The following is a 24,987-nucleotide window of genomic DNA, read 5'->3' on the forward strand; positions in this document are numbered from 1 at the left end:
CAAAGATCTAAACTACTTTTTTAGTCTGTTTCCATTTCCAAATAATGCCCGATAGAGAATTAGTAAGCACATGGGCAACGATCGCTGATAAAAGGTTCCCTGTATACATGGTGACGGCTCCAAGCATCATCCCCACAGCGATCGCCCAAACGGTATAGGAGAGATGCTTCGCACTTGCCATATGCAAAGCTCCAAAGACAACACTGGTAATAATTAAAGCAATCCCATTCATCCCAAGCGCAGGCAAAGCCACGCCCCGAAAGAGCATTTCTTCACTCAGTCCTGGCAACAAGCCCAACCAAATCAGATCGATCGGTTCTAAGGGTTTAAGCACCATTTCTAAATATTCTTGAGCGGCAATGCGATAGTTTTCCCATATTTCATAAATTAGGCTGCTCAAGAGGGCTACTCCAATACCGATCCCTGCCCCGATCGCAGCATGTTCGGGTTGCCAACGCAGGGGCATCATCGGTATACCCGTTAAGTAAACCCAAACCTTAGAAATCCCCAAAAAAATAATCGCTGTCACTGCCATCGCAATTAAAACTTGCGATCGCGATAAAGCGCGATCTTTTTTATCAGGATTGGATTGAGGATCTATGGAAAATAGGGACATGGCGGCGGTCTTATAGATTAATAGCGAATTGAGGATTGAAAATTGTTATCCCTTTAAGGAAGAGATATTTAGATGTGGTTTAACCCATAGTTTCCAAAATGGCGATCAGATGCTCGATATCAGAAATAGAGGTAAGGTAATGCACTGAAGCTCTTAGACAATCAGGATCGGGGAGCGCACGGATGAAGACTTGATGATCTGATTCTAATTGTTTGGCGATTAGAGAATGGGGCTTTTGGGCGATCGCACCTTTGGCTAGCTCTCTATTCACTTTAAAGGAAATTAGTCCCGATTCTGGCGGCAATTGCCGCATACAATCAATGTAAGGCAGTGCATCTAGTCGCCTCCATAAAATTTCACTTAACTGACAGATCCGTTCGTAACGTTGTTGCTGCGTTCCCCAGCCATCAGCCTCAGCGAGGGCTATCCGCAGCGCTTCGTAAAGAGCGTAGGTTGAGCTCGCTACTTCAAACTTAGCACCATCCTGCCGCCACTGGGGAATCGGTGTTTTGCCAGTTAGTCCCCGCCATCCCACAAATACAGGTTCGATCGCGCCAAAAATCTCTGGACGTATGTATAGGGCTCCTAATCCCAGCGGCGCACACCACCATTTATGGGTTGTAAAGGCATAAAAATCTGCGGCAATATCGGCAAGATTGAGGGGCAATACACCTACAGACTGAGCCGCATCCACGGCAACCAGCACTTGGCGATCATGACAAGCCTGAGCGATCGCCTTCAATGGTAAAACCTGTCCCGTATTCCAACAAATATGACTCAGCATCACCATCCGCGTTTGGGGCTGCAAATGCTGCACCAGTAATTCCACTACCTCTATGCTGTCTTGCCCCTCCGCACTAGCATTACGGGTATTGGATAGGGGGAAATAATCAATCGCTATGCCAAAGCGCTTTTGGATTTGGACAGCACTAGCAACAATCCCAGGATGTTCGCAATCTGATAGTAATAGGCGATCCCCCTGCTGCCAATCCACAGCCCAGAGTGCAATATTGCAGCCAACCGTAGTGTTTTCCGTAAGCGTAATCGTCGTGGGGCTGACTTGAAATTCTCGTGCGATCGCCGCTTTGGTAGCATCGTATTCCCCCATCATCCATTCCCCTGCGGCATTAGAGAAACAGCCTAACGCCTCAATATGCTGAAAGTTTTTGGCGATTGACTCTAGGGATTTCCCACACATGACTCCCTGTCCGCCATAGTTAAAGTAAAAGCGGTTTGCCACCCCCAAAGCAGGAAAATGCGATCGATGAGCAAACAAATCCTTCTCGCGATCGCGCCCCAAATTGTCAGCATCTAAACTATCAGAACATACTGCTGAAGAAATCAAAATCTACTCCTGCAAAAAATTCAGTTACAGCCTATTCTATAGCGACTGACAACGATGTAAGCAGCTAAGTTGACATCTACCCCGCGCTGAAGCGACGGGGATTCCTAAGACTCACGACTTAGGTTTCTGCTTCATAGCACCAGCCTTCCGAGATTTACTCTCTTCAGGTCTTACAGTCGCTCCACAGACTGACACGGCAAGTCCTGCCGCCAAAATATTTTTTGCCGCATTCACATCTCTATCGTGATGTGTACCGCACTTAGGGCAATCCCACTCTCTGATATTTAAAGGCAACTTATCCACAACATAACCGCAATGTCCACACCTTTTAGAGCTAGGAAACCAACGATCAATTTTGACAAAAGTGCGTCCATACCAATCGCACTTATATTCTAGTTGCCTAACGATTTCACCCCAACTAGCATCACTAATCGAGAGCGCGAGTTTATGGTTTTTGACCATATTCTTTACGGACAAATCTTCGACTGCAATCACTTGGTTTTCACGAACCAGTCGAGTTGTCAATTTGTGAAGAAAATCATGACGAGCATCGCTAATTTCTGCATGAACTTTAGCGACTTTCAATCTTGCTTTGTGACGATTGTTAGAGCCTTTTTTCTTCCTGCTAAGAGCTTTCTGAGCTTTACGCAATTTACGACGTTTAGCCTTGAAGGTTTTAGGATTAGCAATCTTTTCGCCATTACTCAAAGCCATCAGGCTAGTAATGCCCAGATCCAAACCAATTGACTCTTGAGATTCAGGCAATGGTGCAATTACAACATCTACCAACATTGAGACTGTCCACCGTCCAGAGGGCGAGAGCTTCACCGTAATGGTTGATGGCTCTGCACTTTCAGGAAGTTGACGACTCCATCGAACATCCAAAGGTTGAGAGCATTTTGCTAAAAATACTTTGCTATCCTTCCATCTGAAAGCAGCCTTAGTAAACTCAGTGCTTCCGCCATGATGCTTTTTCTTGAAGTTAGGATATTTAGCCCTTCCTCCAAAGAAGTTCGTAAAAGCGGATTGTAAATGTCTTAGCCCTTGCTGTAATGGCACACTGCTAACCTCATTAAGAAACTGCAAATCTTCTTGCTTTTTCCAATTAGTTAGCATCGCGGAAGTTTCAACGTATCCAACTCGCTCTTGACGTTCATACCATGCTTCTGTCCTTGCGGCTAAAGCGCGGTTGTAAACTAATCGAGCGCAACCCATCGTTCTTCTAAGCAAGGTTTCTTGCTCAGGAGTTGGGTAGAATCGATACTTGAATGCTTTTTGCGCCATGCTCACATTATGTCAGATATTATGTAAGATGCCTGAATTAATATAAAGCCTTGCTAGAAGCACGGGGTTTTAAACCCAGTTTTCCGATAAGTCAACTTCAAACAGAGAAGGTACTGCCCATGTATTGGGCAGTACCTTCTCTGTTTGAAGACAAATCAAACATTGCTATAAATATTGCCAAGTAAATGAGCATAATTAAATATAAAACCCTAAACCTGTAGCGCACGCCCAACGTGCGCTACAGGTTTAAAGGTTGGGTTTTAATTGTGCCTAGATACTTAAATATAGACAGGTTATGCATTAACTTCTCAAACATGTTCTTAACGTTAGTTCTGGTTAAGCTGGCAAATTTAAAAAGCCCCAAAATAAAAGCCTTGCGTAGCAGGGCTTTTATTTTGGGGCTTTGAGAAAGGGGTTGCGTAGCAACCCCTTTCTCAAAGCTCGTTTCAAATTATCCCCAACTCACGTACTCTTAGCCATTTAGAACTACCCAACAACCACAACCAATGAAATTAGCCGTCAACCCTAAATCGTCAACCCTAAATTAAAGGTGAAATAATCTACGTTGATCTCTGTTGTTTGATTTAAATTTAATTTAAACAATTAAAAAAGAGTCACAAGCTACAGCAATCGCCATAATATGTAGAAGATTATCATTAGTAAATTTGCAATAGTAAATTTGCAATAAACTTGCATAAATCTGTGGAGATCGAAATAAATGTCTAAAGACCTCGGGCTTTTTAGCTCCAAGCAATTAGTCAAAAAACTGAGGTTTCTACCCTTTGCCCTTGTGGGGATCGCTGTATTTACGTTGAATGTCAATCCTGACACCAACCCCTACCTACAAATTTACATAACTCTACTTGAAGCCAAAGTTGGGGTAGTCTTAGTGTATTTTTTAACCAAAAAGCTGGGAAACATGGGTAAAGATAAGCAATCGATATAACCTTATCCGAATGCAATTACATTATCTAATCTGGTCATGATCTATATGTCTTTATGCTTAAGTGGTTGACATTCATTCGGTAATCAATAAACTTGTAACAAGTACAGTGCTTAGCTCTAAAGTGTAAGTATCGCGAAATTTCAAATCAAACAACACAAACTAGGGAAAAAGGCTATGAAGACGAAGAATACTACAGTTCTTTTATGTTTCTTTCTGGGAGCGTTTGGAGGACATAAATTTTATCTCGGACAATCGGGCTGGGGGGTGCTTTATTTGTTATTTTGCTGGACAGGTATCCCGTCAATTGCCGCCTTCGTTGAGTTCATCATGTTTTTGGTAATGTCTGAAGATGAATTCAATCGCAAGTACAATGGTGGTTCAAATCCAGCAACAGCATCAGTTAAGGACTCGACTTCAGCCCTCAGCGATCTCAAAAAACTCTATGACGATGGTGTGATCACTGTTGAAGAATACGAAGAAAAACGCAAAAAAATGCTTAAAAATATTTAAAAACTCCGACAAACATCTGAAAAATAGTTAAGATTATGTCACAGCCTTCATGGTTCGATCAAACACCAGCATGGGTTTGGTGGTCTTGTTTCCCCGCATTTGGTGGTGGTGCGATCGCCTATGCAGGCGTAAAATCTGGCTCAAATATTTGGATTGGTGTTGGTGCAGGATTTGTTGCCGCAGCAATTATCGTGCCTTCAATACCAATTGTTTCTAACCTTCAGGGCTTAGTTTGGGTAGCTCAAATTTCCACAGCTTTCATTCTTAAACGTGAATATCTAGTAAAGACCTATCCTAAAGATCTCCCGCTTCCTGAAGATCCTCAGTTATTTAAAGCAATAGCTGCTACCCGTCCTAAAATAGACATCAATAGCTGCTCTAAGAATGATTTAGTTAATGTTTTGGGTTTACCGATTATCTATGCCAATGATATCGATTCCTTAAAGTCAGAGGGCTATATCTTTACTGCTCTAGAAGAACTACATGACATTCTGGAAATTCCTAATGCTACGCTCAAAAAAATTGAGCCAATGTTAGTTTTTAGCTATGATTACCGCCATGAGGCTTCTTATTCGTGGAAACGGGTGAACTCCATGAGTTCCGATGACTTGATTATGCTTGGTATAGATCCTACAGTCGCCACAGCGATCGCTACTGAACGCCAACTTCGAGGTGAATTCAAATCAATCATGGATATCAAGAAACGCACAGGCGTTCCTTTTAGTGCTTATCGACAACTCGCCTAAAATGCCTTTAAAAAGGTGCAGACTAAAAATAGGAGTAGCGCAAAGCGCTACTCCTATTTTTGTATTAAAAACCAGCAATAGTGTTATACCAATTCACAAAAGTGTGACAACACTTTTGTGAATTAATACCAAGTTAAGAAATGGCGCAGCCATTTCTTAACTTGGTATAACGTGAGTTCGGGATAATTTGAAACGGTTTTTAAGAAAGGGTTTACGTCGCAAATCCTTTCTTAAAAAAACAAAGTAAAAGCCTTGCTTAGCAAGGCTTTTACTTTGGGCTTTGAAAATTTGTCAGCTTAAACCGAACTGACATTATTTAAAAATATTTTCAAATATTTAGAGATATTTAAAAATATTTAAAAATAATATTTATATATAATATTTCTATATCTTTCGAGAAAAGAGACTGAGCCTATGTCTATTTTTAGAGGATTTCTAAAGGATAATTTAGCCAAGCACCAATTATGGCTAGAGAGTCATGGAGCAAAGGGGCAAAGATTTAGCATGGCAGGGGCTAACCTGAAGAGAGCTGATCTCCATGGGGTAAACCTTCACAAAGCAAATCTCAGCGGTGCAAATCTGAGTGAAATCAATCTCAGCGGTGCAAATCTGAGTGAAGCAACCTTGTTTGGGGCAAAGCTAAGGGGAGCAAACCTCAACTCGGCAAATCTAAGCAACGCATCTCTAAGTGGTACGGAGCTTCAGGATGCTTCTCTCCAGAATGCCATTTTGATTGAGACGCTCCTCTGTGAAGCAGATCTGACGGGGGCAAACCTCTACAATGCTAATTTGCATAAGGCTAACCTCAGCCCAGCTATTCCAGAATTTGTCAAAGCAAAAAATATTCAGTCAATCCTCACTGATATTCACATTCCCTTTATTAACGTCAATCAAACCAATCTCAAAGCTGTAAATCTTAGTGGAGCCGATCTCAGTGAAGCTAATCTAGATTTTGCAAATCTTGTTGAAGCGAATCTCAGTGATGCAAATCTAAGTAAGGCAAAATTATTTAACGCTAACCTCTCTCACGCCAACCTCACGAGTGCCAATCTTAAGGGTGCGGATCTATTTCGATCGCAAGCTCTCGGCACCAATTTTAGCTCGGCAAATCTCACCAATGCCTGCATTGAGGGATGGACGATCGATCGCCATACTCTCTTTGATGGGGTAATTTGTGATGCAATCTATTTAAGGCATGTGCTTAGAAGTCTGCCAGATTTTATCCTTAGAAAATATTGCGATCGCCGCCCCTTTAATCCGAAAGCAGAATTTGCTCAAGGCGACTTTGTGAAACTGCTGGGTAAAGAAAATGTGACCCTAGAATTGGAGAATCACGGTTCAGAATTTCTTCAAGAGCAAATTCTAATGGAGGAGTTAGAACAAATTTTTGAGCAATTGTCCGACCAATATTCACTGCGCTATGCCGAGTCTTCAGTTAGCGATCTTCAGACCATTCTCAAACTAGAGATCCGCTATCATACTAAGGATAATTTTGCCTTTAGAGAACGCTTGGTAGATGCGCTTAAGTCTCGGAGTCAGGTCTTGCAGGAACGCCTCCAAAACAATCTCTTTGTAAACGTATCTCCTCAAGAAATGGAAAATTTCCTGTATAGCAATGCTTGATTTATACCAAGTTAAGAAATGGCGTAGCCATTTCTTAACTTGCAGCAATTGCTGATTAAATGAACCACAAGGGAATTTTTAAAAGCGTTGCAAAACAACGCTTTTAAAAATTCTCTTGGTTTGGGTTTTAGCGCAAAGCGCTGTAAAAAGATGATTGGTGGCGCGAAGCGCCACCAATCATCTTTTTTACCTATTCTACGCGATAGCCAAGATCGGATAGTTGAAATCGAGACGATCGCCATTTAGGTTGAACTTTGACAAAGATTTCTAAGTGAACTGAACCCATAATCAGTTTTTGCATTTGTTCTCTTGCCTTTGTGCCAATCTCCTTTAACATCTGTCCCTTCTTCCCAATTAAAATTCCTTTTTGGGAATCTCTTTCCACATGGACGGTTGCCATAACTCTTGTAATTTTGGGCTGTTCGTCCACTAGATCGATACTTACGGCAACAGAATGGGGAATTTCTTCGCGCGTGAGTAAGAGAATCTGTTCGCGAATTAACTCGCCCATAATAAAACGTTCGGGTTGGTCGGTGACGAGATCGGGAGGATAATAGTAAGGACCAAGGGGCAGGCGATCGCACATCATGGTTTGTAAAGCTTCTAAACCTTCGCCCGTAACCGATGAGAACTTCGCAACTTGCCAGCCATTTTCAGCAGCAAATCCTTCATAACTGCTAACTGTATCGATGCTTTCATCTAACCGATCGATTTTATTAATGCCGAGAATTGTAGGCACGCGACTCTGCAAGATGGTATCGGCAACAAAGCGATCGCCTGTTCCCATGCGATCGCTACCATCGACAACTAAAACAGTGGTATCAACGGAAGAGATTGCGCCGATCGCATTTTTGACGATGGTCTGACCGAGTAAATGATGGGGCTTATGGATTCCAGGAGTATCGACAAGAACGATCTGGGCTTCGGCTAAGGTTAAAATTCCGCGCAGGCGATTGCGAGTAGTTTGGGCTACGGGCGAAGTGATCGCAATTTTTTGACCAATGAGGGCATTGAGCAAGGTGGACTTGCCGACATTAGGTCGTCCCACTAAAGCCACAAAGCCCGACTTAAACCCTTCACCCGATTCTGGAATCATAATTATTTGCGATATTATTTGCGATCGCTGTATTGAGATAGGCAACAATTATACCCTGTCATCTCTAAGGGGGAGGGCGATGCTTTGCGCCGCCTCTCTCTGGGGTAAGGATGGGCGGTGTAAAGCGCCCCGTCCATCCTTACCTATTTAGCAGCACTACCATTTATACCAAATCACAAAATGGCGTAGCCATTTTGTGATTTGGTATAAAATGGCTAAGTTTCTGACATTTTGGGCTTGATATGCTAAAAACTCTCGGTATTATTCGCCAAACTGTAATTGTGACCCTTTGTTCGTTTACGTTAACTGCTGGCGAGCTAGTACAAGCTCAATCTGAATCAGACCCCATACTTAAAATAGGGATCGTACAGCGCTTTGGGGAAAGACCTCAGGATCACCTTACCATCAAAGCCCCATCGGGTAGCACCCTCACCCTCTCCTTCCCTTCAGCAGATGGCAAAAGTACGCAAACCATTAAGAGCGATCGCCTAGTTATTGAAGTCGCATCACAGCAATTAACTCAACCAATTCTCGATGAGAAGCTAGTTTTAAGTAACCACCGCAGCTTTGAGAATGCCACAGCAAGTGCTTTTCATTGGAATCAAAAGGGGATTCAAACCGAAATTGCTCAGCCGAGACGCTGGCAAGTTTGGGCAAAGCGCGACTTGTATGACTCGATGTTATTGCGCTATTTGGCTTTTTATACCCTGCGATCGCAGGGCAATTTCACGGTTCAGCTCGATCGACGCATTCGGCCGCAAAAAGAGATCGCTTCATTTATCGTGGGCGATTTTCGCTACAATCGCGATCGCATTGATATTAGTAGCAGTTCGGGACTGGTGGAAGTCAGCTACCAAAAGGAAAATAAAGCCGAAATTAGTAATCGCCCCTATGCTGGCACTTTAAGATTACAACCCAACGCGCACCAGAGCTTTACCCTCGTTAACAACGTTCCCTTAGAAACCTACGTGCGGGGAGTCGTGCCCCATGAAATTGGCTATAACGCTCCCTATGCAGCTGTCCAAGCCCAAGCAATTCTGGCGAGAACCTATGCATTAGCAAGTTTGCACCGCTTCAAAGCCGATGACTATCAACTTTGTGCCGATACTCAGTGCCAAGTTTATCGAGGCTTAGAAAACACGACTGAAGTTGCCGATCGAGCGGTGGCGGATACTAGAAGTCTGGTATTAACCTATAACAATCGTGTGATCGATGCCCTTTACTCTTCTACGACGGGAGGTCTTACTGCCAACTATAACGATCTGTGGGATGGAACGGCTCGCCCCTACCTACAATCAGTGCTAGATCTTCCTAATCGTCCTGAAAATCAGCGATCGGCAGATATTTCTGATGACAAAAACTTAAAAGCTTTCCTCGATCGGCAAGAAGGTTTTAATGAGGTGGGTTGGCGCACGCTACGATGGAGTAAAAGTGGCTCTCTCGAAGAATTACAAATATCCTTGAAAAAATTTCTACGTTTTTCGGGAGACAACATCACGACCTTTAATGCTATTAAACAATTGCGCGTATCAAAGCGATCGCCTTCTGGACGTGTTCTGGAAATGGAAGTCACTACGGATAATGGCAAAATCACGGTCAAAAAAGATGAGATCATTGACGCTTTCGATCCCCCTGACAGTACATTCTTTCGCCTAGAACCCATTTATCAAAATAAAGTATTGACTGGCTATAGATTTATCGGTGGGGGCTTAGGACATGGCGTAGGCATGAGCCAAACAGGTTCCTACAATCTGGCGCGGTTGGGATGGTCGAGCGATCGCATTTTGAACTTCTATTACACTAATACGCAATTACAAAAATTACGCCCAGAACATTATCAGTAAGAAGGAAAGGATGGGCGAGCCCATCCTTTCCTTTTTACTGATTTTTTAATTTTGAATTAACGAGTTGCGAGGAAATATATAGAGGCACTTTCAACGGGATTCAGATCGTAGTCGAGAAAGATCACGCTACTAAAGCCGATTCTAGTCAATAAAATCCTCAATTCTTCGGGTGTATAATATCGGATTCGCATCATCGTTAAATCGGCATAGGAACGCTCTGCCTGAACTTTCCAAGTGCCATCCATCCAAGCGTCAAGCTCGGCAGGACGAGTTAGATCGGGAAATTGGATGAAGGCTTTACCACCTGGTTTCAAAATGCGATAGAACTCATGAAAAAAAGTAACAGCATGAACTTTCTCAATATGTTGGATACATTCAATGGAATAAACAAAGGTGAGCGAGTTATCAGCGATCGGTTTCAGATCTAGTCCCGAAACTTGAACGTAGGTAACATTTTTAACATTACGGTTTAGTTCCTCCGCAACCCTAACGATCGCTTTGCTGACATCAACGCCGATCGCTCGTTTACAAAAGCCCGCCACTGCACCGACAATCAATCCATGTCCGCAACCAAACTCTAGTACTTCATCCTCACTATTGACCAATTTCGCAATCACATTATTGGCAATATCAGCGCGAGAAGTCCTTAAAGTGTCAAGGCGCTCTTCATATTCTCCGGGCAAAAAATAAAGCTTGTTGGTCGGATAGAGGTAATGGGGAGAGCTAGTTAAAAACTTTTTGGTTAGAAAGGCACGGGTCGAGTTACCACCTACTCTCCAAAGTAAATCGATCAAACCATTCCATCGCAGATAGTCGTAGTTGGCTTGTTCAGTCTTTAGCGGTCTGAAAATGAGGTTATATAAATTAAGAAATAATTTAATAGAACGTAATTTCTTGATATCAGCTAACTGCATTTTTCAGTTCCCTCAATACTGTAGGTGTTTTTAATTTTCAAAAAACAGATTGCTAGATTTTTAGCACCGATGGCGCTAAAAATCTAGCAATTTATTTTTTGAATAAGTAAGTGGGCTTAATTAAATACAAAACCCTAAAACCTGTGGCGCACGCGCAGCGTTCGCTACAGGTTTTAATTCTGGGTTTTAATTATGCTCAGCTACTTAGATATATAACAACGTAAGACTTATTTAGTACATAAAATCCCAAATATGAGTGGTGGCGCGAAGCGCCACCACTCATATTTGGGATTTTGATTTGTCTTCGCTATCTCTTACGTTGAGTGCCCTAATACCAATTCACAAAAGTGTTGTCACACTTTTGTGAATTAAAAACTAAATCTAGTAAGGGTTTTCAATTTATAGCTGTCGCCAATTGTACTAGGACATAAACCCCAAGAATTGACTGGCGGCGCGAAGCGCCGCCAGTCAATTCTTGGGGTTTGATTTTTCCTAAGTCAAGTGATTGTAGTTATAAGAAATGGCGTAGCCATTTCTTATATTGGTATAAGCAAGCCACTGGGATAGCTATAGATAAAAAAGGTCAACGCATTGCGTTGACCTTTTTTATCTATTCTTTATCTATGCCCTGAATACACTTGTAACAAGATGCAAATATAGATTCAGGGTAAATTCAGAAAAATAAACTTAGAAAGGGAAGGTGAGAGTATCTGGGAATAAGCGGTTAGCTTCGATCAATACACCAGCAGTGATGCTAATCCATACCGCAGCTAATACAGGAGCAGATGATAAGAAACCTTTCAATGGAGTTCTCCTTATAAATAATTTTGAGGACTCTCCACAGTATGAAAATACTCTGGAGAATTTAGTATAGATAAATTTTTAAAAGCTTAACTTAAGTAAAACTTTTAAAACTTATTTGCGGTCTAGCGAGGTGATACGGTAACTTCGTTTTCAGGAGCTACTAGTTCGCCAGTACCAAATTCCTTGAGAGCTGCAAGAGGCCATGCAAAGCCTGTCAACATGAACTTAACAGCAAGAGGAAGATCGATGAGGATTTCCTTTTGAGCTGCGGTTGCAGAATCCTTACGGATCGCGATGAGATAAGCACGACCAACCCAGCCAATCCAGCCAGCGATATACAGGAATAGCAAAGCAGGAATTGTGAATTCACCAGCGCGATCCCAACGACCATCGCTGATCAAGTGAGGCAGCCCTTCTTCACCGCAAAGTAAACCAGCATTGGCATACTTAGCAAAGCGAGCTTCGGTTTGGGCAATTTTGCCTTTGAGATATTCAGCAGGACCGCTACCAGCCTTGAATTTCTCTAGACGTGCGGTGTAACCATCAACTTCTGCTTGCAAGCGATCTTGGTAAGCTGAAGAAGTTGCACAGGGGGTCAAGGCATTGAAGGAGAATTCTGCATAGGCGGCAGGGGTTGAGGCAAGGCTAAAGCCAAACCACAGGCTAATAACGAGAATGAGAGCAAAAAGTCTTTTCATGGACTGACCTTAATTTACCTTTGTTTAAGATAGGCAAAAATAACGATATTTTAGTTTGAGAACTTAGCCTCAGATCCTATATCAGCGATCGCGCCTTGGTAAAGCAATCTTCACAACCTGTAAAGTAAGTTATTAATTCGGGGGCTTTTAGCGTTCAGCTAGCAGCATTAATTTGGGCGATTTTGAGTGAATTTGCTCAAAAAATTTAAGATGGGTAAGCATTTCGCTATCATAAATCAGTTACCCCCCAAGCCAAAAGCCAAAAGCTAATCGCCAAAAGCTAATCGCCAAAAGCTAATCGCCAAAAGCTAATCGCCAAAAGCTAATCGCCAAAAGCTAATCGCCAAGAGCTAATCGCCAAAAGCTAAAAGCTAAAAGCCAACTATGCCCACTATCCTCGCGATCGAATCCAGTTGTGATGAAACGGCGGCCGCAGTAGTATGCGATCGCCAAATCCTCAGTAGTGTCGTTTCCTCCCAAATTAAAACCCATGCTCTCTATGGTGGTGTTGTGCCCGAGATTGCGGCGCGGCAACATGTGGAGACAATTAATCCTGCGATCGCCCAAGCCTATGGCGAATCAGGTAAAACATGGGCTGAAATCGACGGGATTGCCGTGACTACCGCGCCAGGATTGATCGGTTCTCTGATGATTGGGGTTACAGCCGCAAAAACCTTGGCAATGCTCCATCGCAAGCCGCTCATAGCCGTACATCACCTTGAGGGGCATATTTGCTCAGCATTACTCGCCGATCCGACCTTAGAGCCACCTTTCCTATGCTTATTAGTTTCTGGTGGCCATAGCAGCATTATTTTAGTGAAAGACTATACTGACTATCGGGTAATGGGAAAAACCCGCGATGACGCGGCGGGGGAAGCCTTTGATAAGGTAGCGCGATTGTTAGGTTTAGGTTATCCCGGCGGGCCTGCGATCGACCAGATTGCCAAGATGGGGGATGCCAAAGCCTACAAATTACCTCAGGGTAGAATTCCTGACTTTCCCTACGACTCTAGCTTTAGCGGGCTAAAGACTGCCGTTCTGCGCCTCACTCAAAAGTTAAGTCCCAATGGCGAGGCTTTACCGATCGCTGATATTGCGGCGAGTTTCCAAGAGACGGTGGCGATCGCCCTTGCCAATCGCACAATTAAATGCGCGATCGAGCATCATCTTTCAACGATTGTCGCAGTCGGTGGGGTTGCGGCAAATAGTGCTTTGCGATCGCGTCTACTCGCAAGTGCTGAAGAACATCACATTCGGGCAATTTTTCCACCCTTGAGTCTATGTACCGATAATGCCGCCATGATTGGCTGTGCGGGCGCGATTCATTTTGCCCGTGGGGAAACTTCGTCCATGAGTATTGCCACGCGATCGCGGCTCAATCTTGAAGATTGCCAGAGCTTATATATCTAAAAGAGTTGCGCCGCTTTGGGGCGCAACTCTTTTGTAAATAAAATAGCGGCAAGTCGCTATTCTCTTCTTGTTTTTTGATTTTGTCCTAATGCAAATGGCGATAGTTATAGAGCCAGTAAATTTTTTGAAAGTCCTGCTTTGCGGGACTTTCAAAAAATTTACTGTGGTTCGTTCGTTCGGAAATCACTGTAAATTTAAATGACTGATGGAATGATTAGATTTTTCAAGGAGTTCTGGATCTCCTCAGTAAGTTTGCGCGTGCATTCCTTGGCAGCCACGCGACTGGATTGATATTCCTCTAGACGCTCGGAAACAGATAGTGGTGGGGCAACAGAAATAATCAATTTGCGATCGCCAAAATTGGGATCTTTTTTGAAAATCGACTCTGGATTGCGATCGGTGATCCGCTTCAAGACGCTCCACATTAATTTCAAAACCTCGACATAGCGTGTAGGGCTGGGATGTTGCCGCACGTAATTACTCGTTACCCCAATGATGCTTTCGGCAATGCGCATATGCCAGTTACTGTAGCTCGCTTCGAGGGCTAGTTGATCCGCAAAGCCCCGTTCGACCTCAGACAAATTTTGGATATTCTCGATGTCATTGCGAAAAATCCGATCCCACCCTGCTTGCTCAAGACGACGACAGCGATCAACGGTTGTACCTTTGGCTTTGATCCCAAAATTCATCTCGGCAACACTGAGAATGCGATCGGCTAGATCCTGTAAATTGCTTGCCAAGTCATCGGTATTTGGGGTTGCCTCGGATTTGAAGTAATTACCATAAAAGGCTTTGTAATAATCACTGACCCATTGCACGAGGTAACCACCCAAGTCATAGAGCCTTTGATAGCGGTTATCCTCAGTAATCGCGGGTTTGCTGATCCCACATTCTTTTTCAATCATGGCAATGGTTTGATCGATCTTGCCCCAAGCATCAGCGGCATATTCGTATTGAATGCCCACGGGAATAATTAACATTTCCTCCGTACGCCCTGCTTTAACTAAGTCCTCAGTTGCCCAAAAGCCGATCTGCGCAATGCCAGGCTCTAGTTCGGCAACGGCTTCACTTTTGCCATTTGTCCCACCTTCAGGAGCCATAGACAGAGGGGACTCGCCATTGGTGATTTGCTGGCGCATTAGGTTTAAGGCAGGGCGATCCAATTTACCGCGAAAGATGGAAATACCCCCTAGCGCGGGAAACAGCCAGTTAATATAGTCCCCTGCCCATAGAGAAATGCCGCGATCGTAGACAAATCCGCTATGGGGTTTGGTGGTTAATTTGATGCCCATTTCTCGCGCCTGCTCTGGCACTGCATAGGCAAGTAAATACAACATCGCAAAGGGATCGTCTGTGGTCGGATGCCTAAAGGCAAGCATGTACCTTGCCTTCCCATTCTGAAATTTTTCGGTAGCTTCCACAAGGCGATCGATATAGCGGGTTTCAATCTGCTTGATCCCGCATTGCCAACGTAACCAGAAAGGTGTTAAAAGCCTGATGATTTTCAATATAAATTGATTGGCTTTCGGTGGATAAACTTTAAGGGGGGGTTGGACACGAGTCAGGTCTACTGCCATGATTTCCGATGTTTTGGTAGGAATATCGAATTATAGCTATAAGTAGCTGGGCATAATTAAAAAACAAATTCAAAACCTGTAATGCTTGCTGGGTATACGCTACAGGTTTTGTGTGAAGATCAGAACTCTAGCTGTTGGAGTTGTTGCGATTGTTCTTCTAGATGGATAGATAGGCGATCGCAAACTATTTCACAGAGCTTAAATAATACAAATTCCCAAAATGGCAACGCCATTTTGGGAATCTCAAAACCTTACTGGGTTTAGCGTTTAATTCACAAAAGTGTTGTCACACTTTCGTGAATTGGGATAACGTGAGTTCGGGACAATTTGCAACGGGCTTTGAGGAAGGGTTTGCTACGCAAACCCTTCCTCAAAGCCCAACGGTAAAAGCCTTGCTATGCAAAGCTTTTACCGTTGGGCTTTGAAAATTTGCCAGCTTAACCCGAACTATGGCTTACCCTTCATCCCCTAAATAAGCCTCGATCACAGCGGGATCGTTTTTGACCACTTCAGGTTGCCCGATCGCAATTAATTGTCCAAAATCCAAAACTGCAATGCGATCGCATAGCCCCATCACCAGCGGTACGTGATGCTCGATCAGTAAAATTGTTAATTCAAAGCGATCGCGCAGACTGCGGATAAAATCACTCAATTCTCCTTTCTCCTTGGGGTTCATCCCTGCGGCTGGTTCGTCTAGCAATAATAATTTGGGTTCGAGGGCGAGGGCGCGAGCGATCTCAAGGCGACGCTGATCGCCATAGGAGAAATTTTTGGCTTTAAAATCAGTGCGATCGCTTAGTCCCACTAGCTCCAATAATTCTAGGGCGCGATCGTAGGTTTGGCACTCTTCCCTTTGCGTTGGTGGCAAACCTAGAATGCCTTTAAATATACCCGTAGTACCGCTGAGATGACGCGCGATCGCCACATTCTCTAAGGCTGAAAGCTCACCAAATAGGCGAATATTCTGAAAAGTTCGAGCAATCCCAAATTTGGCAATCTGGTGCGGACGGAGATTGGTAAGTTCTTGCCCATTGTAACGAATCTTGCCACTGGTAGGCGCAATTAATCCTGTAATTGTATTAAACAGGGTCGTCTTACCTGCTCCATTGGGACCAATTACGCCGAAGATTTCATGTTCTCGCACATCAAAGGACACCTCGTTCACCGCCACTAAGCCCCCAAAGCGGCGAGTTACTTGTTGAATGGCTAAGGTGGGGCTATTTACATCCATAACAATTTTTTAATGCGGGTTTTTGATTTGTTTATGAGGGCTAAGTTTGACTTTATATAGCTATAGTAGAGTCACTTTTGAAATTGAAATATACAAATTGAATTCTCTAAGTAGCTAAGTACAGTTAAATATAAAACCCCAAAATCTATAGCGCATGCTGCGCGTGCGCTACAGGTTTTGATTCTGGGTTTTAATTATGCCCAGCTACTTATCTAACTTTATTTAATGCAGAAAATACAGAAACAGAAAAAACAAGTTTTTTGTCAAATGTTAAACTACCATGTTTGGAGCTGTCCTAATGAATGCAAGCACTGGTGTCAAGTTAAATTTTGCCGTGGTTGCGGGACTAGCGATCGCCGCAATCATGCCGATCCAAATCTCTGATGCTTCACCGCAATCAATCCCAACTAATTCATTTCCCCCTTCACCAGCATTCAAATTAGCAAAACTAAATAATCCATGGATCGCTTTTCAAAATGCGACCTTGCTAAGAGCGGTGATGTCAGCAGATCTTGCTTCATCAAAAGTGGCTTTATTGCGTGGAGCTAACCCCAATGCCAAAGATAAATATGGTGCAACCGTTTTAGTGATCGCCGCTAGCAAAAGTTATCTCGACATTGTCCAGCTTTTACTAGAGCACAATGCCGATATTAACGGTCGAGATCCTTTTGAGCGTAATGATTATTATCTGACTCCTCTTATGGCGGCAGTGAGAGAGCATCATATCGAAATGATAAATCTCTTTCTTGCTAAAGGAGCCGAAGTTAACGCATCCCCTGACGAGGGAGTTGCGTCTCTAGATATAGCAATAGAGAAAAATCATGCCGATGTAGTTAAAATCTTGTTACAAGCGGGTGCAAATCCTAACCACTATGCAATGGGGGCAACCCCAATCTATAGTGCTGCGAGGAAGGGATATACCGCAATTGTCAGCCTTTTAATAGAGTATGGGGCAGATATTAACGCTAAGGCTTATGGCAGCAGAGACACACCCTTGGAGATTGCGACATTGAACAAGCATCTTGCGGTGGTCAAGCTGCTAAAGCAGGCAGGCGCAAAACAGTAAGGCTTTAATGCAAAATTTCGATCGCCGTACCGCGTTGCAACAAGGGATAAATTTCATCGACATCTTTATTTTTGAGAGAAATACAACCCAGAGTCCAGTTAATCCTGCGATCGATCAACCAATCCTGTCCTTTCTCCACTCCATGAATACCAATCTCTCCCCCAATATCATCGAAGCCTTTCACTTCACCTCTAGCCTTAGCCAATGAAAACTTGCGCCAAGAATCAGGGGTGGGATAGTCCAACAAAATAAATTTTGACCATTCCGAATGATAGTAGAGATCTTTTACCTGAAACATCCCCTCTGGCGTGCGTTTATCCCCTTGTTTCACCTTGTCATCCTTGGGGTTACCTCCAAGCACGATCGCATAGGCTTTAATTGGCTTTTTTTGGTAGTAAACAGTTAGCTTGTATTTTGATTTTTCCACCACGATCGCGATCGCTTTTTTATCAAATTTTTTTAGATCGATGAAATTAGTAATCGACCGATTTTTGTTAAGCAATTCCTCACAATTTCCAAGGCAGGGGATCGCCTGAACAAACATCTCAGGATTAGCGATCGCACAGATACCCACGAAGCTTGCAAGCAGTGCCGTACAACTGAAAATTTTTAGCGATCGACGATCCATAGGCTGCATCTTAATTACTTTCCAAAGAATGATTAATGGAATTTAGTCAAGCCATCCCCCAATTTATCTTATACCAAAGCTCAAAATTCCATTAATCATTGTGGCGTAGCCATTTTGAGCTTTGAAAACCCTTATACCAAATCACAAAATGGCGTAGCCATTTTGTGATTTTAAAACCCTTAATTGGTTTGGTTTTTAATTCACGAAAGTATTGGCTCATTTCAGTGAATTGGGATAAATCCCAAAAGAGGGTTGCTGTACTCCGTGCGGCAAATCTCTTTGGGGCTATTTTGGCGATCGAGCGAACTGCTTGACTAATTTTTGCGGGATTTGCTTAACCCAACCTAAAAACTCTGGCGTAACGATCCCCTGAGGATAAAAGATCGTACCGATCACGATCAAAACGCCAAAAATGATTAATCGTCCATCCTTAAGAAATTGCGCTAACCATGGCGGCACATTAGAAATCCCCGCAACTCCACGTAAAGCTTCAGGCAAAGCCGTCAGCACAATACCACCGACCACAGGACCCCAAAACGTACGCGATCCCCCAATGAGGACAAAAGCTAAGAAAATAATACTGGCATCAAAGGTTCCCTGTCTTGCATTCCATGTATTCAAAAAATGAGCGCTGACCGCTCCCACCATCCCCGCTAGGCTTGCCGCTAAAGTAAAGGCTAAAACCTTGTAATAGGTAGGATTGATCCCCATCGAATCAGCAGCTAGTTCATCTTCACGAATAGCAATCAAAGCTCGACCTACCCGAATTTTTTCGAGCCGATACATAAAAGCCATACTTAATCCCAATAGGGGCAGGGCAATCCAGAGGTATTCTAAGGGTGACTGAAACGGTTGCGGAATGCCAAAAATGCCGACTGCACCGCCCGTAATATCGAGATTTAGGGCAACCACTCGCAAAATCTCGACAAAGGCAATTGTAGCGATCGCCAAATAAATCCCCCGAAGACGCAACACAGGAATGCCCAACATAACCGCGAGGAGCCCCGATATCAAACCTGCCGCCAGCATTTCCAGCAATACCCATACCACTGATAACGAGCCTGTCGTTGTTAAAATTTTGGTAGAAGCGATCGCCGCAATATAGCCTCCTAAAGCATAGAATCCTGGAGTCGCGAGGGACAATTGCCCAGCCATTAGGGGTAAATAAACAGAAATTCCTAAAATTGCGCCAAAAACTGCCGATACAAGCAAAAAGCCATAGGTATTTAGAAATTCAGTCATCATTCAGATTTGAATTGTTTTAAAGGCTAGTTTGAGCAATATATCCGATCAGGCGATTTCTTTAGTAAGCAGATTTTTGACAAACTTGATGTTCGCGACAACCTTTGCCCAACTTTGCCCAAAAATCTGTCAAAAAAATTACCTTAAATTTAAACCCTTGCCTTAATTAGCTATCATTAGTCAATAAGCAGCAAGGTCTTAAGATATCATTAAGAATTTTTGCCAATCAATTGGGTTTTAAGTAGCAAGCATCCTGCGATCGCTACTTAGAGTACAGAGGTTTTGACAATGGTTTCGACCAATCGAAAGACCTCAAAGACAATCTCACTCAAGGTTTTGCAGTTTTAATTTGTCATGAATCTATAAATGGCGAATCAAAACTGCTATAGCAACGCACAAATATCAACCCTTAGCGTTAATCTTCAAATTAAGATTTTTACGCAACCCCTTTTCATTATCAATTCTAGAGAGTACAAACAGTGGACATTCAAATTGGGCGCGGTAAAACTGCACGCAGAGCCTATGGCATCGACGAAATTGCATTAGTGCCAGGAGGTAAAACCCTCGATCCCAACGTTGCCGATACATTTTGGGAAATTGGGGGAATTCGCCGCGAAATTCCAATCATTGCCAGTGCAATGGATGGCGTTGTCGATGTCGATATGGCAGTAAAACTTTCAGAGTTAGGTGCATTGGGAGTTATCAACCTTGATGGCATCCAAACCCGCTATGACGATCCCACACCAATCTTGGAAAAAATCGCTTCAGTAGGTGTCACTGAGTTTGTCTCACTTATGCAAGAACTCTATGCTGAACCCGTCAAACCTGAACTGATTCAAAAACGCATCCGCGAAGTTAAAGAAAAAGGTGGTATCGCCTGCGCTAGCAGTATTCCTGTCAATGCTTTTAAGTATGGAGCGATCGCCGCTGAAGCAGGATGCGATCTCTTTTTCTTGCAATCCACCGTAGTTTCTACAACTCACATTGCTGCCGAAGGTCTAGTTTCCCTCGATCTCGCTAAATTCTGTAAAGAGATGCCCATACCCGTACTCATGGGTAACTGCGTTACCTACGATGTCACCCTAGAACTCTTACATGCAGGGGCTGCGGGTGTACTTGTCGGTATTGGACCGGGAGCTGCTTGCACTTCCAGAGGCGTACTCGGTGTAGGCATTCCCCAAGCGACAGCCGTAGCAGACTGTGCTGCGGCGCGGGAAGACTTTTTTAAGGAGACAGGTAAATATGTACCCATCATTGCTGACGGAGGCTTGATTACAGGTGGTGACATCTGTAAATCGATCGCCTGTGGAGCCGATGCTGTGATGATCGGATCTCCTTTTGCTAGAGCCAAAGAAGCTCCTGGACGAGGCTTTCACTGGGGCATGGCAACACCTAGCCCTGTCTTACCACGCGGAACCAGAATTCGGGTGGGCACTACAGGCTCCCTAGAGCAAATTTTGCGGGGACCAGCAGGACTAGACGATGGTACTCACAACCTTCTCGGCGCACTCAAAACCAGCATGGGAACTTTAGGCGCAGCAACTATCCGTGAAATGCAGCAAGTTGAGGTGGTCATTGCTCCTTCGCTCCTAACTGAAGGCAAGGTCTACCAAAAAGCTCAACAGCTTGGCATGGGTAAATAACGCTAAAGTTAAATAGGCAAGGCTCGCAATGCAAGCCTTGTTTATTTAATTTGATTTGATTTGATTTATAGCTATAGTCACTTGAATGAGGACAGATCAAACTCCAAGAATTGACTGGCGGCGCGAAGCGCCGCCAGTCAATTCTTGGAGTTTATGTCCTAGTACATTTGGCGATCGCTATAGTACCAATTCCCAAAAGTGTGGCTACACTTTTGGGAATTGCAAACCAAACCCAGCAAGGTTATACCAAATCACAAAATGGCGTAGCCATTTTGTGATTTGGTATAACCTTGTATAAGTACCTCGTATAAGTACCTCAGCATAATTAAAATCCAAATCTAAAACCTGCGGTGCAGGTTTTAGGGTTTTATATTTAATTAAGCCCCTTTACTTATTTAATTTTAGTTATTTAACCTTGTTTGGCTTATTTAACTTTAGTTTGGAAGAAAGTCCACCAACAGCAGAATTACGTTAAAAATGGCTTTTATAATAGTGTTTTCTGAGCTTAATAAGTACCCAGCATAATTAAAATCCAGATCTAAAATCTGCGGTGCAGGTTTTAGGGTTTTATATTTAATTAAGCCCCTTACTTATGCGAATCATCTCCTGAGAATATTGACTGCAAAAAATAATTGGGCAATACTTAAAGTCATATGCCAAAGATACTTCTGGTAGAAGATAATGAAATGAATCGCGATATGCTGTCGCGAAGATTGACGCGCCGAGGCTTTGAAGTGATAGTTGCAGTTGATGGTGCGTCTGGTGTCAAGATTGCCGAATCAGAACTGCCAGATCTAATCGTTATGGACATGAGCCTGCCCATTTTAGATGGGTGGGAAGCCACAAAGCGCTTAAGGCAAATACCCACAACTCAAAATATTCCGATTATCGGATGTTCGGCTCATGCAATGGTTGGCGATCGTGAAAGGGGGATTGAAGCTGGATGCGATGATTACGATACGAAACCTATTGAATTTTCACGGCTATTGGGGAAAATTGAAAGCTTGTTAAAAGAATATGCCAGACCTTAATGAATCTAAGTTGCTAATTATTGATGATGAACAAATGAATCGGGAGATTCTCTATCGCCATTTAAGGAATTTAGGATACCCCAACATTACAATGGCAGAGAGCGGCAAAAAGGGCTTAGAAATAGTTGCTAACCAACCAGTTGACCTGATATTACTAGATATGATGATGCCCATGCTTAATGGGCTAGAGGTACTGACCTATCTAAAAGAAAACCCTGATTGGCGCGTAATTCCCGTAATAATCATTTCTGCATTAGATGAGAAAGAAATGATGTTAGCCTGCATTCAAAAGGGGGCGGAGGATTATTTAATTAAACCCTACGATCGCGTTCTGCTTAGAGCTAGGGTAAGTGCCTGTATTGAGAAGAAAACCCTCCATGACCGAGAGGTCTTAAACAAGCAAAAACTAGAAGCTGCTTACCAAGAACTAGCTGCGGCATATCATGAATTAGAAGTTGCGAAAATTGAGTTAGAAGCATTATCCCATCGCGATGGATTGACGGGTATTGCCAATCGTCGTTACTTTGATACAGTCCTAGAAAAAGAATGGAGTGCGGCCTATAGGGAAAAGAAATGTCTATCACTCATCTTATTTGATATAGACTATTTTAAGAAATATAATGATACCTATGGACATTTAGCAGGGGATGACTGTCTTCGTCAGATTGCGACTGCGGCTGCGCAGGTAATTAGGCGACCGAGAGATACATTGGCAAGGTATGGCGGAGAGGAATTTGCGGTCATCTTGCCCGACACTAACTCATCGGGTGCAGAGTTTTGCGCCACAAAAATTCTTACAGCCATTGAAAGTCTGGATATCAGCCATACTTCTTCGCCAATCTATCCCTATGTTACGGCTAGTTTGGGAATATCCACTATCAGCCCGCATCTGCAAGCTTTTACATCGCAGCAATTAATTAAAGAAGCTGACTTAGCACTATATGAAGCAAAACGAGAGGGGCGAAATCGCGCTAGAGTCTGGTCGGCAAAAGCATAGTAAATATAGTAAACATAATGGTTAATAAACATGGAAGTGCAAAATTTTCAAGTATTAATTGTTGATGACAATGAAATAAATCGCGATATGTTAGCAAGACGCTTGCATCGCCGAGATTTTCAGATATCAATGGCAGTAAATGGGCGCGAAGCCATAGAAATGGCTCAAAAAAATCTCTACGATTTAGTTCTGCTGGACATTATGATGCCTGAGTTGGATGGATATGCGGTTCTCACCTATTTAAAAAAAGACTCAAGATTGCGGGATATCCCTGTAATTATGATTTCTGCGATCGAAGAAATGGGAAGCGTAATGAAATGTATGGAGATAGGAGCTGACGACTATTTGACTAAGCCCTTTGATCCAGAAATGTTAAAAGCGGCGATTAATCGTTGCTTACCCGATCGCAGCAAGACACCAACCACGCCGATAATTCCAGAACGCCCAATTTCAAAATTGCCTAATTCTAATTTCGTTGAGTCCAATACCCAAATCTCTGAACTGAAATTACCAGAAGATACTACCAATGGAAAATTAAATAACGTCCTTAGTCTTGACGAAGTCGTGCATCGGATTATGCAGACTGGGACAATTAGTCGCAAAGGGTATCTCTACTTTAGCAAAGCAATTTTTAATACCTTATTTGAGAATTCAGGTTTAACTGACCAAGAGGTATACCAAATTCGCTCTGTTTTTGAAGCAATTCAATCAAGACAGGTCAAGGTCGTTGATTTTTCTAGCAATAAAATTTGATTGAGAACCTGACATAAGTACGGTATTGCAATAAATCAAAATCTAAAAGAATAGTAATAATCCTTTGTGTCATTACTACTCTTTTAGATTTTATGCCCCAATCAAAACTTACATTGCTACAAAAGTAACAATATTGCTACGCAATATTGGAAAATTATTGGAAAATATTATTTAAAAATATTATTTAAAAATGTTTGTTATTGCGAATTATGCCCCACCAACAAAACGGACATTGATCGACGCTAGTTAAGAATTTAATATGAATTCTTGGTAAGTAGCAAAAGCATTTATAAAATAAAAAAGATATAAACAAATAAAATGCGAATAAAAAAATCCTTCATCCACTATCAAAATTATTAAGAAATGTATTTCAAGAAATTCAACTGATAAGTATAAATACTTATACTCTTGGAACTAAAACTTAAGTGTAAAGAAATGATTAAGCGATCCCCAAAATGGCAAAATTTCTTGCAAAATAATATTATTCAAACGGAACCAGCTTATATATAGGTTCTGAATTTAAATAACAACTTAATAAAAAGCAAAAAATAAGCGATCCCAGATGAGTAAGTGCTAGCTTCACTACTCTCTGAATGATCGCTTATTTTTTTATTTGTTGATAGTTTGGCTTGAAAAATATGAGGTGGAGATTGCTTTAAATGGTTAGCCCTATTGGGTCTCAGCAAAAGCGATCGCCATAATTCCCGACGGTTGACAATAAGTATTTAGACTCAGATTAAACTTTTCAAACAGATTATAAAGAAAATATTAAGCGATCCCAATTTTTGCACTCTATCTAAGAGAATATACTCATTCAAACGGAATCGGCTTATTTAAAGATTCTGAATTTCAATACCAATTTAAGAACAATTTACACAAACAAGCGGTTTGTTCCCTATAGGTAATTTTACCTTCGCGGAGCAAACCGTTTGTTTTATCGAGTTTATTACAGGATGGGCAGGAGCCTAACCTGATTTTTAACA

23 protein-coding genes are annotated in these 24,987 nt (G+C 42.6%); 12 read left to right on the forward strand and 11 right to left on the reverse strand.

The window, feature by feature from the left end; genetic code table 11:
• Positions 1 to 7: 7 nt before the first annotated feature.
• The 3 genes from PseudUWO310_RS10440 to PseudUWO310_RS10450 all read right to left on the reverse strand — a co-directional run bounded on the left by PseudUWO310_RS10440 (position 8) and on the right by PseudUWO310_RS10450 (position 3,245).
• Entirely contained in the window at positions 8 to 616 is a 609-nt protein-coding gene (locus tag PseudUWO310_RS10440; RefSeq protein WP_055075523.1) for a CPBP family intramembrane glutamic endopeptidase, read from the reverse strand.
• A gap of 79 nt (positions 617 to 695) precedes the next feature.
• On the reverse strand, positions 696 to 1,961 hold the full coding sequence (locus PseudUWO310_RS10445) for an aminotransferase class V-fold PLP-dependent enzyme (RefSeq protein WP_223805613.1): 1,266 nt from the start codon (positions 1,959 to 1,961) through the stop codon (positions 696 to 698).
• A 111-nt stretch (positions 1,962 to 2,072) separates the two neighbouring features.
• Complete coding sequence (locus PseudUWO310_RS10450) at positions 2,073 to 3,245, reverse strand: RNA-guided endonuclease InsQ/TnpB family protein (protein ID WP_142600841.1); 1,173 nt, start codon at positions 3,243 to 3,245, stop codon at positions 2,073 to 2,075.
• Positions 3,246 to 3,963: 718 nt separating this feature from the next.
• Between PseudUWO310_RS10450 and PseudUWO310_RS10455 the strand changes: the two genes are divergently transcribed.
• From PseudUWO310_RS10455 to PseudUWO310_RS10470, 4 genes are all read left to right on the forward strand, one after another.
• A complete protein-coding gene (locus tag PseudUWO310_RS10455; RefSeq protein ID WP_142600844.1) occupies positions 3,964 to 4,191 on the forward strand; it encodes a sugar ABC transporter substrate-binding protein in 228 nt (75 codons plus the stop codon).
• Positions 4,192 to 4,365: 174 nt separating this feature from the next.
• Positions 4,366 to 4,701, forward strand: coding sequence for an NINE protein (locus PseudUWO310_RS10460; protein ID WP_009628835.1), 336 nt, complete (start codon positions 4,366 to 4,368; stop codon positions 4,699 to 4,701).
• A gap of 35 nt (positions 4,702 to 4,736) precedes the next feature.
• Positions 4,737 to 5,447 carry a helix-hairpin-helix domain-containing protein gene (locus tag PseudUWO310_RS10465; RefSeq protein ID WP_142600846.1) on the forward strand — a complete coding sequence of 237 codons (711 nt, stop codon included), beginning with the start codon at positions 4,737 to 4,739 and terminating at the stop codon, positions 5,445 to 5,447.
• A gap of 414 nt (positions 5,448 to 5,861) precedes the next feature.
• Positions 5,862 to 7,070 carry a pentapeptide repeat-containing protein gene (locus tag PseudUWO310_RS10470; RefSeq protein ID WP_142600848.1) on the forward strand — a complete coding sequence of 403 codons (1,209 nt, stop codon included), beginning with the start codon at positions 5,862 to 5,864 and terminating at the stop codon, positions 7,068 to 7,070.
• Positions 7,071 to 7,260: 190 nt separating this feature from the next.
• Here PseudUWO310_RS10470 and era read toward each other — a convergent pair whose 3' ends face one another.
• On the reverse strand, positions 7,261 to 8,166 hold the full coding sequence (era, locus tag PseudUWO310_RS10475; RefSeq protein WP_190315976.1) for a GTPase Era: 906 nt from the start codon (positions 8,164 to 8,166) through the stop codon (positions 7,261 to 7,263).
• 242 nt (positions 8,167 to 8,408) lie between these two features.
• On the opposite strand from era, the gene PseudUWO310_RS10480 reads away from it, so the two are divergent.
• On the forward strand, positions 8,409 to 10,010 hold the full coding sequence (locus tag PseudUWO310_RS10480; RefSeq protein WP_142600853.1) for a SpoIID/LytB domain-containing protein: 1,602 nt from the start codon (positions 8,409 to 8,411) through the stop codon (positions 10,008 to 10,010).
• Positions 10,011 to 10,066: 56 nt separating this feature from the next.
• Here PseudUWO310_RS10480 and PseudUWO310_RS10485 read toward each other — a convergent pair whose 3' ends face one another.
• From PseudUWO310_RS10485 to PseudUWO310_RS10495, 3 genes are all read right to left on the reverse strand, one after another.
• Positions 10,067 to 10,924: a class I SAM-dependent methyltransferase gene (locus PseudUWO310_RS10485; RefSeq protein ID WP_142600855.1), complete on the reverse strand. Its 858-nt coding sequence runs from the start codon at positions 10,922 to 10,924 to the stop codon at positions 10,067 to 10,069.
• Between the two features lie 687 nt (positions 10,925 to 11,611).
• Positions 11,612 to 11,728, reverse strand: a complete 117-nt coding sequence (locus tag PseudUWO310_RS10490) for a Photosystem I reaction center subunit IX (RefSeq protein WP_142600857.1) — start codon at positions 11,726 to 11,728, stop codon at positions 11,612 to 11,614.
• A gap of 122 nt (positions 11,729 to 11,850) precedes the next feature.
• On the reverse strand, positions 11,851 to 12,426 hold the full coding sequence (locus PseudUWO310_RS10495) for a Photosystem I reaction center subunit III (protein ID WP_142600860.1): 576 nt from the start codon (positions 12,424 to 12,426) through the stop codon (positions 11,851 to 11,853).
• 384 nt (positions 12,427 to 12,810) lie between these two features.
• Between PseudUWO310_RS10495 and tsaD the strand changes: the two genes are divergently transcribed.
• Positions 12,811 to 13,836 carry a tRNA (adenosine(37)-N6)-threonylcarbamoyltransferase complex transferase subunit TsaD gene (tsaD, locus tag PseudUWO310_RS10500; RefSeq protein WP_142600862.1) on the forward strand — a complete coding sequence of 342 codons (1,026 nt, stop codon included), beginning with the start codon at positions 12,811 to 12,813 and terminating at the stop codon, positions 13,834 to 13,836.
• Positions 13,837 to 14,030: 194 nt separating this feature from the next.
• Here tsaD and PseudUWO310_RS10505 read toward each other — a convergent pair whose 3' ends face one another.
• On the reverse strand, positions 14,031 to 15,413 hold the full coding sequence (locus PseudUWO310_RS10505; RefSeq protein ID WP_142600864.1) for a 1-acyl-sn-glycerol-3-phosphate acyltransferase: 1,383 nt from the start codon (positions 15,411 to 15,413) through the stop codon (positions 14,031 to 14,033).
• 296 nt (positions 15,414 to 15,709) lie between these two features.
• Between PseudUWO310_RS10505 and PseudUWO310_RS23605 the strand changes: the two genes are divergently transcribed.
• Positions 15,710 to 15,838, forward strand: coding sequence for a hypothetical protein (locus tag PseudUWO310_RS23605; RefSeq protein ID WP_263363418.1), 129 nt, complete (start codon positions 15,710 to 15,712; stop codon positions 15,836 to 15,838).
• Between the two features lie 29 nt (positions 15,839 to 15,867).
• On the opposite strand, the gene PseudUWO310_RS10515 is transcribed toward PseudUWO310_RS23605, so the two are convergent.
• Positions 15,868 to 16,644 carry an ABC transporter ATP-binding protein gene (locus PseudUWO310_RS10515; RefSeq protein ID WP_142600866.1) on the reverse strand — a complete coding sequence of 259 codons (777 nt, stop codon included), beginning with the start codon at positions 16,642 to 16,644 and terminating at the stop codon, positions 15,868 to 15,870.
• Between the two features lie 298 nt (positions 16,645 to 16,942).
• Between PseudUWO310_RS10515 and PseudUWO310_RS10520 the strand changes: the two genes are divergently transcribed.
• Positions 16,943 to 17,710 carry an ankyrin repeat domain-containing protein gene (locus tag PseudUWO310_RS10520; RefSeq protein WP_190315977.1) on the forward strand — a complete coding sequence of 256 codons (768 nt, stop codon included), beginning with the start codon at positions 16,943 to 16,945 and terminating at the stop codon, positions 17,708 to 17,710.
• Positions 17,711 to 17,714: 4 nt separating this feature from the next.
• Here PseudUWO310_RS10520 and PseudUWO310_RS10525 read toward each other — a convergent pair whose 3' ends face one another.
• Both PseudUWO310_RS10525 and PseudUWO310_RS10530 read right to left on the reverse strand, forming a co-directional pair.
• Positions 17,715 to 18,338, reverse strand: a complete 624-nt coding sequence (locus PseudUWO310_RS10525) for a murein L,D-transpeptidase family protein (RefSeq protein WP_223805614.1) — start codon at positions 18,336 to 18,338, stop codon at positions 17,715 to 17,717.
• A gap of 285 nt (positions 18,339 to 18,623) precedes the next feature.
• Positions 18,624 to 19,580: a branched-chain amino acid ABC transporter permease gene (locus tag PseudUWO310_RS10530; RefSeq protein WP_142600942.1), complete on the reverse strand. Its 957-nt coding sequence runs from the start codon at positions 19,578 to 19,580 to the stop codon at positions 18,624 to 18,626.
• A gap of 479 nt (positions 19,581 to 20,059) precedes the next feature.
• Here PseudUWO310_RS10530 and PseudUWO310_RS10535 point away from each other — a divergent pair, with 479 nt between their 5' ends.
• The 4 genes from PseudUWO310_RS10535 (at position 20,060) to PseudUWO310_RS10550 (ending at position 24,004) form a co-directional block, all read left to right on the forward strand.
• Positions 20,060 to 21,223, forward strand: coding sequence for a GuaB3 family IMP dehydrogenase-related protein (locus tag PseudUWO310_RS10535; protein WP_055077373.1), 1,164 nt, complete (start codon positions 20,060 to 20,062; stop codon positions 21,221 to 21,223).
• Positions 21,224 to 21,876: 653 nt separating this feature from the next.
• Complete coding sequence (locus PseudUWO310_RS10540; protein ID WP_009629522.1) at positions 21,877 to 22,254, forward strand: response regulator; 378 nt, start codon at positions 21,877 to 21,879, stop codon at positions 22,252 to 22,254.
• Positions 22,241 to 23,251, forward strand: coding sequence for a diguanylate cyclase domain-containing protein (locus PseudUWO310_RS10545; RefSeq protein ID WP_142600873.1), 1,011 nt, complete (start codon positions 22,241 to 22,243; stop codon positions 23,249 to 23,251). Before PseudUWO310_RS10540 ends, PseudUWO310_RS10545 begins: the two co-directional genes overlap by 14 nt.
• A gap of 30 nt (positions 23,252 to 23,281) precedes the next feature.
• A complete protein-coding gene (locus tag PseudUWO310_RS10550; protein ID WP_142600876.1) occupies positions 23,282 to 24,004 on the forward strand; it encodes a PleD family two-component system response regulator in 723 nt (240 codons plus the stop codon).
• The last annotated feature ends 983 nt before the right edge of the window (positions 24,005 to 24,987 follow it).

The organism is Pseudanabaena sp. UWO310 (assembly GCF_006861605.1).
In the GTDB taxonomy this organism is placed as follows: domain Bacteria; phylum Cyanobacteriota; class Cyanobacteriia; order Pseudanabaenales; family Pseudanabaenaceae; genus Pseudanabaena.

Excerpts from the sequence above, each read along its gene's own strand:
- PseudUWO310_RS10440 (WP_055075523.1), bottom strand. The coding sequence starts at position 616 with ATGTCCCTATTTTCCATAGATCCTCAATCCAATCCTGATAAAAAAGAT.
- PseudUWO310_RS10450 (WP_142600841.1), bottom strand. The coding sequence starts at position 3,245 with ATGGCGCAAAAAGCATTCAAGTATCGATTCTACCCAACTCCTGAGCAA.
- PseudUWO310_RS10455 (WP_142600844.1), top strand. The coding sequence starts at position 3,964 with ATGTCTAAAGACCTCGGGCTTTTTAGCTCCAAGCAATTAGTCAAAAAA.
- PseudUWO310_RS10460 (WP_009628835.1), top strand. The coding sequence starts at position 4,366 with ATGAAGACGAAGAATACTACAGTTCTTTTATGTTTCTTTCTGGGAGCG.
- PseudUWO310_RS10465 (WP_142600846.1), top strand. The coding sequence starts at position 4,737 with ATGTCACAGCCTTCATGGTTCGATCAAACACCAGCATGGGTTTGGTGG.
- PseudUWO310_RS10470 (WP_142600848.1), top strand. The coding sequence starts at position 5,862 with ATGTCTATTTTTAGAGGATTTCTAAAGGATAATTTAGCCAAGCACCAA.
- era (WP_190315976.1), bottom strand. The coding sequence starts at position 8,166 with ATGATTCCAGAATCGGGTGAAGGGTTTAAGTCGGGCTTTGTGGCTTTA.
- PseudUWO310_RS10480 (WP_142600853.1), top strand. The coding sequence starts at position 8,409 with ATGCTAAAAACTCTCGGTATTATTCGCCAAACTGTAATTGTGACCCTT.
- PseudUWO310_RS10485 (WP_142600855.1), bottom strand. The coding sequence starts at position 10,924 with ATGCAGTTAGCTGATATCAAGAAATTACGTTCTATTAAATTATTTCTT.
- PseudUWO310_RS10495 (WP_142600860.1), bottom strand. The coding sequence starts at position 12,426 with ATGAAAAGACTTTTTGCTCTCATTCTCGTTATTAGCCTGTGGTTTGGC.
- tsaD (WP_142600862.1), top strand. The coding sequence starts at position 12,811 with ATGCCCACTATCCTCGCGATCGAATCCAGTTGTGATGAAACGGCGGCC.
- PseudUWO310_RS10505 (WP_142600864.1), bottom strand. The coding sequence starts at position 15,413 with ATGGCAGTAGACCTGACTCGTGTCCAACCCCCCCTTAAAGTTTATCCA.
- PseudUWO310_RS10515 (WP_142600866.1), bottom strand. The coding sequence starts at position 16,644 with ATGGATGTAAATAGCCCCACCTTAGCCATTCAACAAGTAACTCGCCGC.
- PseudUWO310_RS10520 (WP_190315977.1), top strand. The coding sequence starts at position 16,943 with ATGAATGCAAGCACTGGTGTCAAGTTAAATTTTGCCGTGGTTGCGGGA.
- PseudUWO310_RS10525 (WP_223805614.1), bottom strand. The coding sequence starts at position 18,338 with ATGGATCGTCGATCGCTAAAAATTTTCAGTTGTACGGCACTGCTTGCA.
- PseudUWO310_RS10530 (WP_142600942.1), bottom strand. The coding sequence starts at position 19,580 with ATGACTGAATTTCTAAATACCTATGGCTTTTTGCTTGTATCGGCAGTT.
- PseudUWO310_RS10540 (WP_009629522.1), top strand. The coding sequence starts at position 21,877 with ATGCCAAAGATACTTCTGGTAGAAGATAATGAAATGAATCGCGATATG.
- PseudUWO310_RS10545 (WP_142600873.1), top strand. The coding sequence starts at position 22,241 with ATGCCAGACCTTAATGAATCTAAGTTGCTAATTATTGATGATGAACAA.
- PseudUWO310_RS10550 (WP_142600876.1), top strand. The coding sequence starts at position 23,282 with ATGGAAGTGCAAAATTTTCAAGTATTAATTGTTGATGACAATGAAATA.